At 63.4% G+C, this 17193-nt stretch carries 13 protein-coding genes; 8 read left to right on the top strand and 5 right to left on the bottom strand.

From position 1 onward, the window contains the following. The first annotated feature begins 29 nt into the window (after window positions 1-29). The 7 genes from ubiH to gcvP all read left to right on the top strand — a co-directional run bounded on the left by ubiH (window position 30) and on the right by gcvP (window position 9870). Window positions 30-1187: a 2-octaprenyl-6-methoxyphenyl hydroxylase gene (ubiH, locus tag BLU26_RS09110; protein ID WP_407920349.1), complete on the top strand. Its 1158-nt coding sequence runs from the start codon at window positions 30-32 to the stop codon at window positions 1185-1187. Next, entirely contained in the window at window positions 1184-2437 is a 1254-nt protein-coding gene (locus tag BLU26_RS09105) for an FAD-dependent monooxygenase (protein ID WP_092285914.1), read from the top strand. Before ubiH ends, BLU26_RS09105 begins: the two co-directional genes overlap by 4 nt. Before the next feature lie 102 nt (window positions 2438-2539). Further along, window positions 2540-3541 carry an extracellular solute-binding protein gene (locus BLU26_RS09100; RefSeq protein ID WP_092285912.1) on the top strand — a complete coding sequence of 334 codons (1002 nt, stop codon included), beginning with the start codon at window positions 2540-2542 and terminating at the stop codon, window positions 3539-3541. A 92-nt stretch (window positions 3542-3633) separates the two neighbouring features. Next, window positions 3634-5265 (top strand): ABC transporter permease, encoded by a 1632-nt coding sequence (locus BLU26_RS09095; protein WP_231701920.1) that lies wholly within the window; start codon window positions 3634-3636, stop codon window positions 5263-5265. Window positions 5266-5374: 109 nt separating this feature from the next. Beyond that, a complete protein-coding gene (gene gcvT / locus BLU26_RS09090; RefSeq protein ID WP_092285910.1) occupies window positions 5375-6460 on the top strand; it encodes a glycine cleavage system aminomethyltransferase GcvT in 1086 nt (361 codons plus the stop codon). Between the two features lie 47 nt (window positions 6461-6507). After that, the gene (gene gcvH / locus BLU26_RS09085) at window positions 6508-6888 is read left to right on the top strand and encodes a glycine cleavage system protein GcvH (RefSeq protein WP_092285908.1); all 381 of its coding nucleotides are present in this window, start codon (window positions 6508-6510) and stop codon (window positions 6886-6888) included. Between the two features lie 96 nt (window positions 6889-6984). Beyond that, window positions 6985-9870, top strand: a complete 2886-nt coding sequence (gcvP, locus tag BLU26_RS09080; RefSeq protein ID WP_092285906.1) for an aminomethyl-transferring glycine dehydrogenase — start codon at window positions 6985-6987, stop codon at window positions 9868-9870. Here the strand turns inward: gcvP and creC are convergent. From creC to BLU26_RS09060, 4 genes are read right to left on the bottom strand one after another with little or no spacing between them, the layout of a single operon-like run. Beyond that, window positions 9858-11345, bottom strand: coding sequence for a two-component system sensor histidine kinase CreC (gene creC, locus BLU26_RS09075; RefSeq protein WP_157719338.1), 1488 nt, complete (start codon window positions 11343-11345; stop codon window positions 9858-9860). The genes gcvP and creC overlap by 13 nt on opposite strands. Further along, a complete protein-coding gene (creB, locus tag BLU26_RS09070; RefSeq protein WP_092288427.1) occupies window positions 11342-12055 on the bottom strand; it encodes a two-component system response regulator CreB in 714 nt (237 codons plus the stop codon). The genes creC and creB overlap by 4 nt, the downstream gene beginning before the upstream one ends. 59 nt (window positions 12056-12114) lie before the next feature. After that, entirely contained in the window at window positions 12115-12678 is a 564-nt protein-coding gene (locus BLU26_RS09065; RefSeq protein WP_092285902.1) for a class GN sortase, read from the bottom strand. Then, window positions 12671-14671, bottom strand: a complete 2001-nt coding sequence (locus BLU26_RS09060; RefSeq protein WP_092285900.1) for a marine proteobacterial sortase target protein — start codon at window positions 14669-14671, stop codon at window positions 12671-12673. The genes BLU26_RS09065 and BLU26_RS09060 overlap by 8 nt, the downstream gene beginning before the upstream one ends. Before the next feature lie 326 nt (window positions 14672-14997). Between BLU26_RS09060 and mgtE the strand changes: the two genes are divergently transcribed. After that, window positions 14998-16626, top strand: coding sequence for a magnesium transporter (gene mgtE / locus BLU26_RS09055; protein ID WP_092285898.1), 1629 nt, complete (start codon window positions 14998-15000; stop codon window positions 16624-16626). Between the two features lie 12 nt (window positions 16627-16638). Here mgtE and BLU26_RS09050 read toward each other — a convergent pair whose 3' ends face one another. Then, on the bottom strand, window positions 16639-17049 hold the full coding sequence (locus BLU26_RS09050; protein WP_157719337.1) for a PH domain-containing protein: 411 nt from the start codon (window positions 17047-17049) through the stop codon (window positions 16639-16641). Window positions 17050-17193: the final 144 nt, after the last annotated feature.

Here is a 17193-nt window from a genome sequence, read left to right as displayed (position 1 = left end):
GCCAGCTGGTCAGCATCGTCGGCGGTGGCATGGTGGGTGCCAGCCTGGCGCTGGCGTTGCAGGCTGGCGCGCGCCAGCACGGCTGGCAACTGCAACTGATCGAGGCGCAGCCGCCGCGTAGCGGTAGCGTGCAACCCAGCTACGATGCGCGCTCCACGGCGTTATCCCACGGCAGTCGGCTGTTGCTCGAACGTCTGGGGGTCTGGGATGAACTGGCGGCGCGTGTCGAGCCGATTCAGCATATTCATGTCTCCGACCGCGGACATCCGGGTGTCACGCGGATCTCGGCGCAGCGTGAAGGCGTGCCCGCGCTGGGTTACGTGGTCGAGAATGCGGTGCTGGGTGAGGCGCTGCTCGGCGCCCTGGATCACGCGGTAGTCAGTTGGCAGGCGCCGGCCCAGGTAACCCGGGTTGCCGCCACTGCGCAGGGTCATCAACTGAGCGTCAGCACCGAACAGGGTGAGCTGCAGCAACAGGCCGACCTGGTGGTAATCGCTGACGGTGGCCGCTCCGGCTTGTTGGAGCAGCTGGGCATTCACCGCGACTCCCGACCCTACGGCCAAACGGCGATCATCGCCAACGTCACCACGGCAGCCGGGCACGACGGCGTGGCCTACGAGCGCTTTACGCCCAGCGGCCCGCTGGCGCTGCTGCCACTGTCGCAGAATCGCAGTGCGCTGGTCTGGACCTTGCCGGAAGACGAGGCAGAGCTGGTCGCGGCGCTACCCGATGCAGCCTTTCTGGTGCGCTTGCAGGATGCCTTCGGTTATCGCATGGGCGCGTTGAAGAAGGTGGGCACCCGTTACAGTTACCCGCTCAGTCTGACCGAGTCCGAAGAGCAGGTGCGCTCCGGCCTGGTGGTGTTGGGCAACGCTGCCCATAGCCTGCATCCGATTGCCGGTCAGGGTTTCAATCTGTCGCTGCGCGACGCCATGGCTTTGGCCGATTGCCTGCTCGCGGCCAGCTCCGCGCAGTCGCCGGGTGATTTGCGTCTATTGCAGCGTTATCTGCAGCAGCAGCAGCGCGACCAGCGTCAGACCATCGCCCTGAGCGACGGCTTGACCCGGTTGTTCAGCAACCAGCGGCCAGTGCTGGCAGCGGGTCGCAATCTGGGCTTGCTGGGCATGGACATTGTCTCGCCGCTCAAGCGCGTTTTCGCACGTCAGGCCATGGGGTTGAAAGGATGAATACAGCGGCTGAGCCGAAGCAGGCAGCGCAGCAATACGACGTGTTGGTGGTGGGTGCCGGGATGGTCGGCAGTGCAATGGCCTGCGCGTTGGCCGACACACGGCTGAGCATCGGGCTGCTTGATAGTCAGCCGCTGGAGCCGATGGTCGCCCCCGCGACAGCCTCCGGATATGACCCGCGCGTCAGTGCGCTGAGCGCTGCCTCGGAGCAGGTGCTCAAGTCACTGGGCGCCTGGCCCCGGTTACCCGGCGATGCCGTGTCGGCCTATCGCAACATGTGCGTGTGGGATGCGGAAGGCACTGGCGAGGTGAGCTTTGATGCGCAGGACCTGGGCGAGCTGCGGCTGGGTCATATAGTCGAGAACTACCAGATACAGAACGCGCTGCTGCAGCAACTGACCAGCAGCAGCGTAGCCCTGCTGCCAGGCCTGCGAGTGCAGGGGCTGGTGCGCGAAGACAGCGGTTGGCGAGTGGATTGCGAGAGCGGTCAACGTTTGCAGGCACCGCTGGTGGTCGCGGCGGATGGCGCGCGTTCCCGCCTGCGCGAGCTGGCGGGTTTTGCATTGCGGCAATGGGATTATCTGCATCACGCCGTGGTCACCACGCTGGAATTGTCGCAGCCGCACCAGCACACCGCCTGGCAGCGTTTCTTGCCCAGCGGGCCGCTGGCCTATCTGCCGTTGCCCGAGCGCAACGGTAAGCACTATTGCTCCATCGTCTGGTCGTTGGTGCCCGACGAAGCCCAGCGCATCATGGCGCTGGATGATGCCGCTTTCTGTAAGGCGGTGACCGATGCGCTGGAAGCTCGCCTGGGCCCGGTGCGCGCTACCGATCGACGCGTCTGTATTCCGCTGCGCCAGTGCCACGCCAAGGAATACGTAATGCCCGGTCTGGCGTTGATAGGTGACGCCGCGCACAGCATTCACCCGCTGGCCGGGCAGGGCGTCAATCTGGGCCTGCTGGATGCGGCTGAACTCAGCGACGTGCTGCACGCGGCGCTGGAGCGCGGCGAGAGCCTGGCCGAGTTGGCGGTATTGCAACGCTACGAGCGCGCGCGCATGGGCCACAACCTGGCGGTGATGGCGGCGATGGAAGGGTTTGAGCGGTTGTTTCACGCCCAGGCCTTGCCGCTGCGCTGGTTGCGCAATGCCGGTATGCAATTGTTCGACACTGCGCCCCTGCTCAAGGCGGAGGTCATCCGCCGGGCTATGGGGCTCAGTGGGGAGCGGCCCAGTCTCGCACGCGCTTAGGCAAAACCGCCTGTGTGTAACGCATGGCAACACTCGTACGTTGATAAGCTAAAGCCTAATCATTATCATCTGGCTTCATTTTATCGACCAAGAGGCGTTCTCATGTCAGTGATTCGCAATGCAGTGGTGATCGGGTTTGCCCTCACCACTCTGGGCAGCCTGGCCCAAGCCAAGGAACTGGTGGTCTACTCCGCACGCCAGGATCATCTGATCAAGCCGGTATTTGATCTGTATACCGAAAAGACCGGCACCACCATTCAGTTCATCACCGACAGCGAAGCGCCGCTGCTCGCACGCCTGAAGGCCGAGGGCGCCAATACCCCCGCTGATCTGCTGATCACCGTGGATGCCGGTAACCTTTGGCAGGCCGAGCAGCAGGGCGTGCTGCGCAAAGTGGAATCCGATGTGATCGATGCCAACATCCCGGCGCAGTACCGCTCCGCCGATGGCTACTGGACCGGCCTGTCCCTGCGTGCGCGGACTATCGCCTACTCCACTGAGCGCGTTGATCCCGCCACCTTGAGCACCTACGAAGCCCTTGCCGACAGTGAGTGGCAGGGCCGTCTGTGTCTGCGCACGGCGAAAAAGGTCTACAACCAGTCGCTCACCGGCACCATGATCGAAACCTTGGGCGCCGAGCGTACCGCGCAAGTGCTGGAAGGCTGGGTGAATAACTTGGCGACCCCGGTGTTCCCCGATGACACCGCCCTGTTGCAATCGATTGCTGCTGGCCAGTGCGATGTAGGTATCGTCAACAGCTATTACTTCGGTCGACTGGAAGTCGCCAACCCGGACCTGCCGGTCAAGCTGTTCTGGCCAAACCAGGCCGACCGTGGTGTGCACGTCAACATCTCTGGCGCCGGTGTGACCCATTACGCCAAGCACCGCAAGGGCGCGGTTGCCTTCCTTGAGTGGCTGACCACAGAAGAAGCACAGCGGGTGTTTGCTGATGTGAACCAGGAGTTCCCGGCCAACGAATCAGTCGCGCCCTCTGCCGAAGTCGCCTCCTGGGGTGATTTCAAGGCCGATACCATCAACGTTGAAGTGGCTGGTCGCCGTCAGGCCGAAGCCATCATGATGATGGACCGCGCCGGCTGGCACTGATCGCAGGCAAAGCCTGGATCGGTTTTTGCCGATATACTGCACGCCCGGTCAATCGACCGGGCGTTTTTGTATCTGTGCTCGCGGGAGTTGCTGTGCTGTATCCATCCACATCCGATAAACGCCACTGGCGCTGGGTTGCCTACGTCGCCGCGGCCCTGGTGCTGTTGCCGTTGTTGGTGCTGGTATTGAGCTGGGGCAGTCTGGACGTACCGATCTGGACCCACCTGCTACAGACGCAGATGGCCCGCTTGCTGAGCAATACCCTGGTGCTGACGATAGGTGTTGCCACCGGCGTGGTGTTGCTGGGCGTCAGCCTGGCCTGGTTGACCAGCCTCTGCGAGTTCCCGGGGCGGCGCTGGTTCGACTGGGCGCTCATGCTGCCCTTCGCGATTCCGGCCTACGTGCTGGCGTTTGTGATGATTGGCCTGTTGGATTTTGCCGGCCCCTTGCAGACGCTGCTGCGTGGCTGGCTGGGCAACGACTTTCGCATGTGGTCGATTCGCTCCACCGGTGGCGTGATACTGGTGCTGGTGCTGGTGTTCTATCCCTACGTGTACATGCTGGCGCGCGGCGCCTTTCTGGCCCAAGGCCGCGGCTTGCTGGAAGCCGCGCGGGTACTCGGTCATACCCCGTTACAGGCCTTCTGGCGCGTGGCTCTACCGATGGCGCGGCCGGCAATTGGCGCGGGCGCCGCGCTGGCCGTGATGGAAACCCTGGCCGATTTTGGCGCCGTCTCGGTGTTCAATTACGACACCTTCACCACGGCCATCTATAAAACCTGGTACGGTTTTTTCAGTTTGCAGACCGCCACCCAGCTGGCCAGCCTGTTGCTGTTGTTTGTACTGGTGGCGCTCTATGCCGAGCGCCGTGCGCAGGGCAGCAAACGTTTCCCCGGCGCCGAGCGGCCGCGACAGGGCGCGCTCTATCGTTTGCGTGGCGTCCGCGCCTGGATGGCCTGCGGTTTTTGCCTGCTGGTGCTCTGTGTCGCCTTCATTATCCCGGTGCTGCAGCTGCTTTACTGGCTACTCAATAGCGGCAAAAGCGACTTCGACAGCCGTTACTGGACGCTGATTCGCAACACCCTGCTGCTGGGCGGCATTGCTGCGCTGGTTACCGTTACGGTTGCACTGTTGCTGGTATTGGCGCGGCGCCTGCAGCCGTTGCGCCGCGTGCGCTCGGCGGTGGCACTGGCCAATCTGGGCTACGCCTTGCCGGGCTCGGTGCTGGCAGTGGGTATCATGTTCGCTTTCAGCTTCGCCGATAACCGCATCCTGATTCCGCTGCGCGGCTGGCTGGGTGCGCAAGAGCCGGCGCCCTGGCTGCTGGGCAGCCTGTTTGCCCTGTTGCTGGCTTACCTGATTCGCTTCATGGCCGTGGCCAGCGGGCCGTTGGATACCTCCCTGGCGCGCATTCGCCCGGCCTTGCCGGAGGCGGCGCACAGTCTGGGGCACAGCGGCCTCAGCGTACTCTGGCGAGTCTATCTGCCGTTGCTGCTGCCGGGCATTCTCAGTGCGGCGCTGCTGGTGTTTGTCGATGTGCTCAAGGAAATGCCTGCTACGCTGTTGATGCGACCCTTTGGCTGGGACACGCTGGCGGTGCGCATTCACAGCCTGACGGCCGAAGGCGACTGGCCGCGCGCGGCACTCCCGGCGCTGAGTCTGGTGCTGGCCGGCCTGGCACCGGTGATCATTCTGATCCGGCGTTCGGCGCGGCGCCCGGGCTAGACGCCACTGGCCGCGCCGCTAATCGCGGCGTTGGGTGAAGGGCTGCACAGCGTGGCGGTTTGCGGCTACAATCCCGGCTTTGAAATCCTACAGACTGAAGGACTGCTGCATGGCCTTGCGGACTCCCCTGTACGACCAGCACCTCGCGGCCGGCGCCAAGATCGTCGATTTTGGCGGCTGGGACATGCCTCTCAACTATGGTTCACAGCTGGAAGAGCACCATCAGGTGCGGCGTGATCTGGGCATGTTCGACGTATCCCACATGACGGTGGTGGATGTCACCGGCACCGAAGCGCAAAACTATCTTCAGTTTCTGCTGGCCAACGATGTGGCTCGCCTCAAGTCATCCGGCAAGGCGCTGTACAGCGGCATGCTGAACGAAGAGGGTGGGGTGATCGACGACCTGATCGTCTACCTCACCGTAGACGGTTACCGGGTGGTGGTGAATGCGGCCACGCGGGAAAAGGATCTGGCGTGGATGAACCGCCAGGCCGAGTCCTTCGCCGTCACCCTCACCGAGCGCCCCGATCTGGCAATGATTGCCGTGCAGGGCCCGCGCGCCATTGAAGTGGCCAAGAGCGTGGTGTCTGACGCTCGCGCTGCGCTGATCAGTGATCTCAAACCATTCCAGGGCCTGCCCGAGGGCAGCTGGTTTATCGGCCGCACCGGGTATACCGGTGAAGACGGGATTGAAGTCATGTTGCCCGGCGAAGAGGCCGCCGCCTTCTGGGACGCGCTGCTGGCCGCCGGCTGTAAACCCTGCGGGCTGGGCGCGCGCGACACTCTGCGGCTGGAAGCCGGAATGAACCTGTATGGCTCCGACATGGATGAAAGTATCTCGCCACTCGCCGCCAACATGGCCTGGACCATCGCCTGGGAGCCGAGCGAGCGTGATTTTATCGGCCGCGCCGCGGTGACCGCGCAGAAAGAGGCGGGCGATCAGCCCAAGCTGGTGGGCCTGGTATTGTCCGAGCGGGCCGTGCTGCGTGGCCACCAGAAAGTCATCGTAGAGGGCGTTGGCGAAGGTGAAATCACCAGCGGCACCTTCTCGCCCACCCTGGGCTACTCGATTGCGCTGGCCCGCGTGCCGCGTAATACCGGCAGCAGCGCCAAGGTCGAAATCCGTGGCAAGCAGCTGGATGTGCGGGTGGTCAAACCCTGCTTCGTGCGCAACGGCCAGTCCGTTGTTGAGTGAGCTGAGTAAGCCGAACAACTTTACGTTTATATTTTGAGGACAGTCCAATGAGCAACATTCCTGCCGATCTGCGTTACGCCTCCAGCCACGAATGGTCCCGCCTGGAAGCTGACGGCACCGTTACCGTAGGTATTACCGATCATGCTCAGGACCTGCTGGGCGATGTGGTCTTCGTTGAATGCCCGGACGTGGGCCGTCAGGTCAGCGCCGGTGAAGAGTGCGCCGTGGTAGAGTCGGTCAAGGCCGCCTCCGACATCTACGCACCCATCAGCGGGGAAGTGATCGCGGTGAACGAAGCGCTGGCCGACTCACCCGAGCTGGTCAACAGCGCGCCCTACGGCGATGCCTGGTTCTTCAAGATCAAGCCCAGCGACGCCAGCGAACTGGACAAGCTGCTGGATGCCGACGCCTACAGCGCGTCCATCTGATCTGCGGTTTTCCCTGTTGCAGTCAAAGCCCTGATTAGCGTCGGGGCTTTTTGCTTTCCCTCTTTTGCTTCACTTGTCTTTTGCAGGTAACCACTCATGAGTAACGCGTTCAGCCTCACTGATCTGGAACAGACCGACGACTTTATCCGCCGGCATATCGGCCCCGACGCCGCCGAGCAGCAAGCCATGCTCGACACCCTGGGCGCCGCTACGCTGGAAGACCTGGTCGGTCAAACCGTGCCGCAGAGCATTCTGCGCAATGAGCTGCTGGAGCTGGGCGCACCGCGCAGCGAAGCCGAGGTACTGGGTTATCTGAAGCAGGTGGCCTCGCGTAATCAGGTGTTTACCTCCTGCATCGGCATGGGCTACCACGGCACCCTGACGCCCACGGTGATCCTGCGCAACGTGCTGGAAAATCCGGGCTGGTACACCGCCTACACGCCCTACCAGCCAGAAATCGCGCAGGGCCGCCTGGAGTCGCTGCTGAACTTCCAGCAACTGACCATTGACCTGACCGGCATGGAGTTGGCCAGCGCCTCGCTGCTGGATGAAGCTACCGCCGCTGCCGAAGCCATGGCCTTGGCCAAGCGCGTCGCCAAGAGCAAGAGCAATCTGTTCTTTGTTGACGAAGACTGCCATCCGCAGACCATTTCCGTGGTGCTGACCCGCGCCGAGGCCTTTGGCTTCGAGGTGGTGGTGGATGACGTCAGCCAGCTGGGCGAGCACGAGGTGTTTGGTGCGCTGTTCCAGTACCCGACGACGTGGGGCGAGATTCGCGACCTCAAGCCGCTGATCGAGCAGGTACAGGCGCAGAAGGGTTTGGCCTGTGTCTCCGCCGATTTGCTGGCGCTGGTAAAACTGACCGCGCCGGGGGAACTGGGCGCCGATGTGGTGTTTGGTTCGGCTCAGCGCTTTGGTGTGCCGATGGGGTATGGCGGGCCGCACGCGGCCTTCTTTGCTACCCGCGATGCCTACAAGCGCGCCATGCCCGGCCGCATCATCGGCGTGTCGGTGGATACCCGTGGCAACCGCGCCCTGCGCATGGCGTTGCAGACCCGCGAACAGCACATCCGCCGCGAAAAGGCCAACTCCAATATCTGTACCGCACAGGTGCTGCTGGCCAATATCGCCAGCTTCTACGCGGTCTACCACGGCCCGCAGGGGCTCAAAGTGATCGCTGACCGGGTCAACCGTCTGACCGCGATTCTGGCCGCCGGCCTGCAAGCCGCCGGTGTTACGCTGCGCAATCAGAGCTTCTTCGACACCCTGACGCTGAACGTACCCGGCAAAGCGGGCGAGATCGTCGAGCGTGCCCGCGCCGCGCGCATCAACCTGCGCATGATCGACGGCGATGCGGTAGGTGTCAGCCTGGATGAAACCAGCACGCGCGCCACCGTAGAGACCCTGCTGCAAGTGGTCGCGGGCGCCAGCCATGGCCAAGACATCGCCGCACTGGACGCCCAGGTTGCCGCCAGCGAGCAGGGCATCCCCGCTGCGCTGCGCCGTACCTCCGAGTTCCTCACGCATCCGGTGTTCAACAGCTACCACTCGGAAACCGAGATGCTGCGCTACATCAAGTCGCTGGAAAACAAGGATCTGGCGCTCAACCACGCGATGATTCCGCTCGGCTCCTGCACCATGAAGCTGAATGCCACCACCGAAATGATCCCGATCACCTGGCCGGAATTTGGTCAGTTGCATCCCTTCGTTCCGCTGGCCCAGGCCGAAGGCTACAAGCAGATGATTGACGAGCTGGAAGCCATGCTGCGCAGCATTACCGGCTTCGACGCCATCTGCATGCAGCCCAACTCCGGCGCCCAGGGCGAATACGCCGGTCTGCTGGCGATCCGCAAGTTCCACGAAGCCAACGGCGATGCGCATCGCGATGTGTGCCTGATCCCCACCTCGGCGCATGGCACCAACCCGGCCTCGGCGATGATGGCGAGCATGCGTGTGGTACTGGTGGCCTGTGACGACCAAGGCAACGTCGACGTGGCCGATCTGCGCCAGAAGGCGGCAGACAACGCCGACAAGCTGTCTTGCCTGATGATTACCTACCCGTCGACCCACGGTGTGTATGAGGAAGGCATTCGCGAGATCTGCGAGATCGTTCACCAGCACGGCGGCCAGGTGTATATGGACGGTGCCAACCTGAATGCGCAGGTGGGGCTGACGCGCCCGGCGGATATCGGTGCCGACGTGTCGCACATGAACCTGCACAAGACCTTCTGTATTCCGCATGGCGGCGGCGGCCCCGGCATGGGCCCGATTGGCGTCAAGGCGCACCTGGCGCCCTTTGTTGCCAACCACCCGGTGGTGCCGCTGGATGGCCCCAACCCGGAAAACGGCGCGGTCAGCGCTGCGCCCTGGGGTAGCGCCAGCATCCTGCCGATCAGCTGGACCTATATCGCGCTGATGGGCGCCATTGGTCTGCGGCAGGCCACGGCGGTGGCGATTCTGAATGCCAACTACCTGGCCAAGCGGCTGGGCGATGCTTATCCGGTGCTGTATAGCGGCCGTAACGGCCGGGTGGCGCACGAGTGCATCATCGACATCCGCCCGCTCAAGGCGGCTTCCGGCATTACCGAGGAAGACGTCGCCAAGCGCCTGATGGACTTTGGCTTTCACGCGCCGACCATGTCGTTCCCGGTGGCGGGCACGCTGATGATCGAGCCGACCGAGAGTGAATCAAAGGCCGAGCTGGATCGTTTCATCGATGCCATGCTCACCATCCGCGCCGAGATCCGCAAGGTCGAGCAGGGCGAGTGGACGGCGGAAGACAATCCGCTGCACAACGCGCCGCACACCCTGGCCGACATCACCGGTGACTGGCAGCGCGGCTACAGCCGTGAAGAGGCGGTATTCCCGCAGGCCTGGGTGGCAGCCAACAAGTTCTGGCCGAGCGTGAACCGCATCGACAACGTCTACGGCGACCGCAACCTGTTCTGCGCCTGCCCGCCGATCGAGTCCTACGAGGACTGAGACCGTCGCCCGCCGGCCGGGGAGCCTTCTTCGGCTGGCTGGCGGCTGTTTCTGGCCAGGGTCAGGATAGCTTCCACGCCGCCACCTTCGCGGTTGTGCAGCTGCACCTGACCGTGGTGCAACTTGGCGACTTCACTGACAAAACTCAAGCCCAGGCCGGTGCTCTTGCGCTGGCCATCCGGGCGCGGCAGTGAGTAAAACCGTTCGAACACCCGGTGCAACGCATAATCCGGCACCGCCGGGCCGTCATTGCCGATGCGCAAGCGCAGCGGGTCCTGCTCTGCTTCCAACTGCACCGTCACCTGCCCGCCGGGCAAGCTGAACTCAATGGCGTTATCCAGCAGATTGCTGATGGCCTGCTCCAGCAAAAAGGCATCGCCCTGCAACTGGGTGCTGCCGGCGTGCGTGAGGTTCAGCTGCAAATTCTTTTTCTGCGCCAGTGGCCGTTTGGCTTCCAGCTCCTGGGCCAGCAGCGCCGCCAGGTCCAGAGCATCGGCCTGCTCCAGGTGTTGAAGTTTTTCTACGCTGGCCAACGAGAGCAGGCGGTCGACCAGCCGTTGCAGGCGTTCCGATTCGCTGTCGATATTGGCCAGAAAGCGGCTGCGCATGGGTTCGGGTACGTTGGCTTCCTGTAGCAGTTCGGCGGCGCCGCGAATCGCCGAGAGCGGAGATTTCATCTCGTGGGTCAGGGTGTGCACGTACTGCTCCACATACGCCTTGCCGTCGATCTCGCGGCGCATGGCTTCGGTCGCGCGGGCCAGGCGTGCCAGTTCGCGGTCGGCCAGTTTTGGCGGGCTGACACGTTCGCCGTTGCGCGCACGTTCCACATAATCCACCAGGCGGCGCACAGAGCGCGTCAGCCAGTAAGACATGCCAGCCCCCAGCAGCAAGGCGCCAAGCAGAATGATGCCACCACGCTGCCAGAAATAGCCGTGCGCCAGGGTGATGAACGGATGCAGGCTGGCGTTGGGCTTGCCCAGCGTCAGCACGCCAGCCAGTTGCTCGCCTTGATACACGGGCGCGGCGATGTACATGAAGCTGCTGCTCTCGTCCTCCGGATCCACCCGGGTGGTGCGCGCGCCGTATTGGCCCTGCAGGGTCAGGGAGACGTCGCGCCAGCGCGAATAATCCGCGCCGGTTTCGCTTGGATCGCTGTGATAAAGCACGGTGCCGGTTTCATCGGTCAGATAAATCACCAGCTCGCTGCGGGTCTTGTGCCGTGACCAGATCTGCGCATCCAGCTGCCGTGCGCGGTAGCGCACTACGGCCTGGCTGAACGGGCTGCCAGCGGCAAAGCCCTGGTCCCAGTGCAGCTCGGCCACTTCGGCCAGCAGGTTGGCGCTGTCCACCAGCACTTCTTCGCTGGCCTGGCGCACCGAGGAGGGCACTTGATTGAGAATGCTGCTGAGAAACAGCACTGTGGCCAGCCCGGCAATCAGAAACCAGGCGATCAACAGCCGATTGCTAAGTGTCACGATTGCGTCTCTGCCGCGCGCATATCAATGCTGTAGCCGAGGCCGCGGTGGGTAATGATAGGGTCCAGCGTGGGAGTGATGCGCTTGAGCTTGGTGCGGATGCCCTTGATGTGGGTGTCCACCGCGCGGTCCAGGCTGGCGCTGGGGTCGTCCCAGGCGGCGTCCATCAACTGGTCGCGGCTCAGCACGTGCTCGGGGTGGCGCAGCAGGGCGCTGAGAATCAGATACTCGTAGCGGGTCAGCTCCAGCCACTGCTGCTGATAGCGAATACGTCGCCGTTCGCTGTCATGCAGAAACAGCGGGGTTTCGTCGCTGGTAGGCGCGCTGCCGGGTTGCGGTGGGTCGCTGCGGGTGCGGCGCAAAATGGCCCGCACCCGCGCGGAAATCTCGCGCGGGCTGAAGGGTTTCACCACGTAGTCGTCGGCGCCAATTTCCAGACCGACAATGCGGTCGACCTCCTCCTTGCGCGCGGTAAGAAACATGATGGGCACAGCGGAAAACTGGCGAATCCGGCGGCACAGCTCAAAGCCGCTCTCATCCGGCAGGCCCACGTCCAGCACCAGCAGATCGACGGGATTCTCCCGCAGCCAGCTCATGCCGTCGCGTGCCAGTGCACACCAGTGGGTTTCAAAGCCTTCGGTTGCCAGCGCGTACAGCAGCGCATCGGCAATCGCCGGTTCGTCCTCGATGATCAATATCCTGTCGCCCATGGGCTGCTCTTTGCTTGACTGACCCGCTGATTGTGGCGGTTTCTGCAGGGGCAGCGCAATCATGCGGCAGGCTCCAGCCAGGCAGTAACCACAAAGCGCTGCGGGCCGCCGCTGGTGAGCGCGGCAAAGGGGTAGCAGGTCACCAGGCGCAGCTCGCCGCGTTGGTATTGCAGCTCGATGTTCTCCTTGCGGCTGTCGACCACCCGTTGGCTGGCGATGCGGTAGCGATAGGTCTGGCCGTCGCGGCCCTGCAACTGCAGTACCTGGCCGGGCTTGAGGTGCTGCACGAAGGCAAAATGACTGTCCTGATGGCCGGCCAGCACCAGGCTGCCGATGCCACCCGGTTGCACGCCGTTGTCCAGCAGGCCGGGGCCGAAGGCCAGGGCCTGGCCGCTGAGGCCGGCGAGCACGTAGCTCTGCTCACCGTTGGGCGCGGTCAGCTTGGCGACCGGCCAGGTATCGGCCCAGGCCCAGGGTTTGGCTGGCTCACCGCTGGCCAGCTGCTGCTCCCAGGCCTGGGCGATCAGTACCTGGGCGAGCAGCGCCTTGCCCTGCAGCCAGAGCCCCTGGCCAGCAGTGCCCAGCGCAGCCAGCAGCAGGGCGGCGGCGAGCAGCTTACGCATGGCGGCGGCTCCCGCTTGCCGGCTGGCGCCAGAACAGGACCAGCATGGCTGCCAGCAGCAGGGCCAGTGCCAGCGACCAGAGCCCGGCCAATCCCAGCGAGGTTTGTGGATAGGCACGGTGATCCACCGGGTTCAGATTGGGGATCTGCTGGCTGTGCAGCGGCTCTTCGACTACGCGTGCGGGTACCGGCTCCAGCGCCACAAAACTGGTGTACTTGCTCATCAGTTGATGCTCCAGCGCCACCGGCAGCACCAGATCGCGGACTTCATCGTCACCGGCCCCGGCGTTCAGTTTGTCCATCATGGCGTCGATCTTGCGTTGCGCCCACAGCCGCGCCACGCCCTTGCTGTTCTGCTGGTCCGGCAGCACCAGGCGTTGCTGCCAGGGCTCGGGTTGTTGGCCGCTGAGGGTGATCTCTTCCGGCAGGCGGTTGAGTTTCATCGCGACTACCAGCGGCTGACCGGCGTACAGGTCCGGCAGTTTCTGTGGCCAGGTTTCGGCTTCAATGCCGGGTGGCAATTGCAGCGCCAGCTGGGTGAGCACCGGCGATTCCAGTTTCTCGAACAGCCGGTTCATCGACTCGCCGACGCCATCGGCATCGTTGATTGCAGTGAACTGGCCGCGGCCTACCTCGGCCGCCTTGCGCAGCAGATAGTTGTTGGGCGCCGCGCCAATCCCCACGGTAAATACCCGCGCCTGGCGCAGCCGCTGGTGGATCATCTGCAGCACGTCGCGCTCATTGCTCACCGAGCCATCGGTGATAAAGATCAGCTGGCGCAGGTAGCCGGGCTCGTTCGGCTGGGTCAGGGCCTCGCGCAATACCGGCAGCATCTCGGTGCCGCCACTGGCCGGCAGGCCCTGTACCCAGCGCCGAGCCTCGTGCAGGTTTGCGGCATTGGCTTGCTGCGGCTCGCGGAACAGCATGCTGTACTCGCTGTTGAATTCCAGCACGTTGAAGCGGTCTTCGGGTTGCAGGCGGCTCAGCGCATACACCACGCTGCTGCGCGCCTGACGAATGCGCTCGCCCTGCATGGAGCCGGAGGTGTCGAGGATCAGAAACACCTCGCGCGGCTGACGTTGCTGGTTATTGGAGCTTGCCGCCGGCGACAGCATCAGCAGCGCGTAGTAACCCTCGCCCACGGCCTCGCTGAATAGCGCCGCCTGATTACCAGCTTCGGCCGGCAACTGCCAGTCGAGCACAAAGTCACGGTCCATGGGAACCGGGTTCTGGCGCAGTGCGATCGCGTAGCCGTGGCCGTCGTAGCGGGTGTCGATGGCGTGGCTGGGGCTGCGTACCTGCGCCAGTTCCATGCCCGAATCCAGATACAGGTTGATCTGCGCCTGATGCGAGTCGGTATTGTTGCCAAGGCCTGTTGTGATCGGGCCTTCCGGACCAGCGGGTCGTGGCGCAGCCGGCTGCTGCGGATTATCCGACGGTGCTGGGCCGGGTACATAGCGCGGCGTCATGGTCAGCGGCAGGCGCAGGCTGAAACGGGTGGCGTCGGGCGCCAGCAACTCGGTATAGCTCAGCGTGACGCTGATCACCTCACCGGCGCCGATGTTGGCAACCGAGGTGCGGAACAGGTTGGGCCGGCTTTGCTCCACCAGGCCGCTGCGCTGGCCATTTTCCTTTGCCTGCTGATAGATCTTGCGCGCCTGTTCGCGCTCGTGAATGGCGCCCTCGATACGCCGCTCGCCGATATCCAGGGTCATGGCGTGCACCGCCGCCTGCTCGCTGACCGGCAATACGTACTGCCCTTCGGCGAAGGCACCACCGGGGTTGCTGAAGGTCTGGCGGATGCGCACCTCGGCAATCGGCCCGCTGATCTGCACATCCATTTCGGTGTTCAGCAGCAACGCTGGCTGCCAGCTCGCGCTGGCGTCATTGCGCAGCAGGAACTGGCCGGTACCGGGCTCGCCGGCTTCGTTGGCCCACGTTGCCTGCGCCAGCAGGCTGCTGATGAGCATTATCCATCTGTTCAAGTACTTCATGTTGCGTCTCCCTGGGTTGCCACCTGGTTTGGGTATGTGGCGAGTGTGGGGACGCTGTTTGTGCCCTTGATGTGGTTTGTGTGTGCAACAAGGGTTTATTTGCCGGCAGCAGGGTTGTTGCCTGGCAAAACCCGACCCGGCTGGTGGTTTGTGGTGACCCTGTTCTGGTGCGCAGCGTCTGCCAAGGGTACATTAGGACGCATCTGAAACAGCACCTGCCACCCGACGGCTTCGGCCGTTACCCGTCGTTCGCCCACAGGGGAGGCGATAGCGCGCGGGGCCTTGACTGTTCGTGTCCGATTCAGCCACAGGAGTAGTGCGCGCCGATGAGCGAAGCCGACAGCCACGCCATTCATACCGAGCTTGATGCCATTGCCGAAGCGCTCGCCAAGGGCAAGCGCAAGCGCGTGCGCAAGTTGCTGCGTGCCATGCATCCGGGCAAGGTCGCCAGCGTGCTGGAAGCGCTCGACCCCGAACAGCGCCAAGCCGCCTGGCAGCAGGTCGATGACAATACCGAAGAGCAGGTATTGCGCCACCTCGATGGCCTGATGGCGACTGCGCTGCAGCGTGATCCGCAGGATGATGACCTCGCGGACGACCTTGACGAAGACGACGAGCACGGCGCTACCACGCAGATTGCCCGCGTGCGTGACGCGCTGGAGGCCGGTAAATTCAAGCGCGTGGGCAAGGCATTCAAGCAGATGCACCCGGCCAAGGCCGCCGGCCTGCTGGAAGCCCTGCCGCCGGATGAGCGCTCTAGCGTCTGGGATATGCTCGACGCCGAGCGCGCCGGCAAGATTCTGGTTCACCTGCATGAGGAAGTACGCGCTCGTCTGGCGCTGGAGATGGATGAGGAGGAGTTAGCCGCCGCCGCCCAGAAGCTCGACTTGGATGATCTGGTAGACCTGATCCAGGATCTGCCTGCCGGTAACGGTCGTCACCTGTTGCAAGCCATGGATGTGCGCAAGCGGCAGCAACTGCTGTCGATGTTGTCCTACCCCGAAGACTCCGCCGGCGGCCTGATGAACACCGACCACCTGTCGGTGCGCGCGGATGTGCGGGTGGGTTCGGTGCTGCGTTATCTGCGCCTGCTGGAAGACCTACCGGACCATACCGACAAGGTTATGGTGGTGGACCGCAAGAACCGATATCAGGGCGTGCTGCGGCTTAGCCGGCTGGTTACCAGCCCGCCGGAAGCCCAGGTGGGCGAGGTGATGGATGGCGAGTTCAAGGCCATCGACGTATCGCTGTCGAGCAGCGAAGTGGCACGCCGCTTTGAAGACCTCGACATTCTCTCCGCCGCCGTGGTGGACGACAACGACGTGCTGCTGGGCCGCATCACGGTGGATGACGTGATGGACATCATTCGTGAAGACTCCGAACGCGCGATGATGAATATGGCCGGTCTGAACGATGAGGCCGACATGTTCGCCCCGGTGCTCACCAGCGCGCGGCGCCGTGCGGTGTGGCTGGGCATCAACCTGGTCACCGCCTTTCTCGCGGCCTGGGTGATCGGCCTGTTTCAGGGCACGCTGGAGCAGATAGTCGCCCTGGCGGTGCTGATGCCGATTGTCGCCAGCATGGGCGGTATTGCCGGCAGCCAGACGCTGACTCTGGTGATTCGCGGGCTGGCGCTGGGGCAGGTAGAAGGGGGTAACGCGCGCCTGCTGCTGGGCAAGGAGTTGGGGATCGGCTTTTTGAATGGCTTGCTGTGGGCGGCGGTGGTCGCCGCACTGGCGATTCTGTGGTTCAAGAGCTGGCAGATTGGCGCCATCATCGCTGCCGCCATTCTGCTCAACCTGCTCTGCGCCGCGCTCTCTGGCCTGTTGATCCCACTGTTGCTACGCAAGCTGGGGATAGACCCGGCGCTGGCCGGCAGCGTGATTCTCACCACCGTAACCGACGTGATCGGCTTTCTCGCCTTTCTCGGTCTGGCGACGCTGTTTCTGCTCTAAACCACTGGCGGGTCAGGCCGCGGGATTGCTGATGCCTTCAATCTCACGCTTGACCGCCATGGGGTCGTCGATGTTCTTGAAGGTCACATCGCTGATGCCGCGACCGGTCAGCTTGACCGTGCCGTAACCAAACATACGACCCCACACGCTCTGCTCGATCTCTACTGTCTCGATGGAGGTCAGTTTCATTTCTTCAGTCTGCCGGCTGATGATGCCGGTCTTCAAAATCACCCGTTTGTTGGTCACTCCCTGCTCGATCGAGCGCAACCGGAAATACTCGTAGATTGCGATCAGCCAGGTAATCCCCAGCGTCGGAATACCAAGCAGGATCCAGATATACATGGGCACCTTGGCAAACCAGTGCAGCTGAAAGATCTTGTGAATGGCTTCGCCGCTGGAAAGGGATTCTTCGATATAGGACATGAAGCACTCGCTGAGACTGTAATAGGACGGCACCGCTGTGCCGGGATGCATGAGACTCTAACCAAATCCGCTGCGCGGCAACAGCCCGACAAGCGGCGGTGTTTCTTCTTGGACACGCAGTGTTGCCGAAAAGTGCTTTTACTT

The sequence above is a fragment of the Halopseudomonas sabulinigri genome (genome assembly GCF_900105255.1).
Lineage (GTDB): Bacteria > Pseudomonadota > Gammaproteobacteria > Pseudomonadales > Pseudomonadaceae > Halopseudomonas > Halopseudomonas sabulinigri.
Note: the sequence above shows the minus strand (reverse complement) of the source record. Positions and strands in the feature narration are given on the sequence as shown.

What these genes read in the sequence shown, in the direction of transcription:
- ubiH (WP_407920349.1), top strand. Translation starts at nt 30, where the DNA reads ATGGTGGGTGCCAGCCTGGCGCTGGCGTTGCAGGCTGGCGCGCGCCAG.
- BLU26_RS09105 (WP_092285914.1), top strand. Translation starts at nt 1,184, where the DNA reads ATGAATACAGCGGCTGAGCCGAAGCAGGCAGCGCAGCAATACGACGTG.
- BLU26_RS09100 (WP_092285912.1), top strand. Translation starts at nt 2,540, where the DNA reads ATGTCAGTGATTCGCAATGCAGTGGTGATCGGGTTTGCCCTCACCACT.
- gcvT (WP_092285910.1), top strand. Translation starts at nt 5,375, where the DNA reads ATGGCCTTGCGGACTCCCCTGTACGACCAGCACCTCGCGGCCGGCGCC.
- gcvH (WP_092285908.1), top strand. Translation starts at nt 6,508, where the DNA reads ATGAGCAACATTCCTGCCGATCTGCGTTACGCCTCCAGCCACGAATGG.
- gcvP (WP_092285906.1), top strand. Translation starts at nt 6,985, where the DNA reads ATGAGTAACGCGTTCAGCCTCACTGATCTGGAACAGACCGACGACTTT.
- creB (WP_092288427.1), bottom strand. Translation starts at nt 12,055, where the DNA reads ATGGGCGACAGGATATTGATCATCGAGGACGAACCGGCGATTGCCGAT.
- BLU26_RS09065 (WP_092285902.1), bottom strand. Translation starts at nt 12,678, where the DNA reads ATGCGTAAGCTGCTCGCCGCCGCCCTGCTGCTGGCTGCGCTGGGCACT.
- BLU26_RS09060 (WP_092285900.1), bottom strand. Translation starts at nt 14,671, where the DNA reads ATGAAGTACTTGAACAGATGGATAATGCTCATCAGCAGCCTGCTGGCG.
- mgtE (WP_092285898.1), top strand. Translation starts at nt 14,998, where the DNA reads ATGAGCGAAGCCGACAGCCACGCCATTCATACCGAGCTTGATGCCATT.
- BLU26_RS09050 (WP_157719337.1), bottom strand. Translation starts at nt 17,049, where the DNA reads ATGTCCTATATCGAAGAATCCCTTTCCAGCGGCGAAGCCATTCACAAG.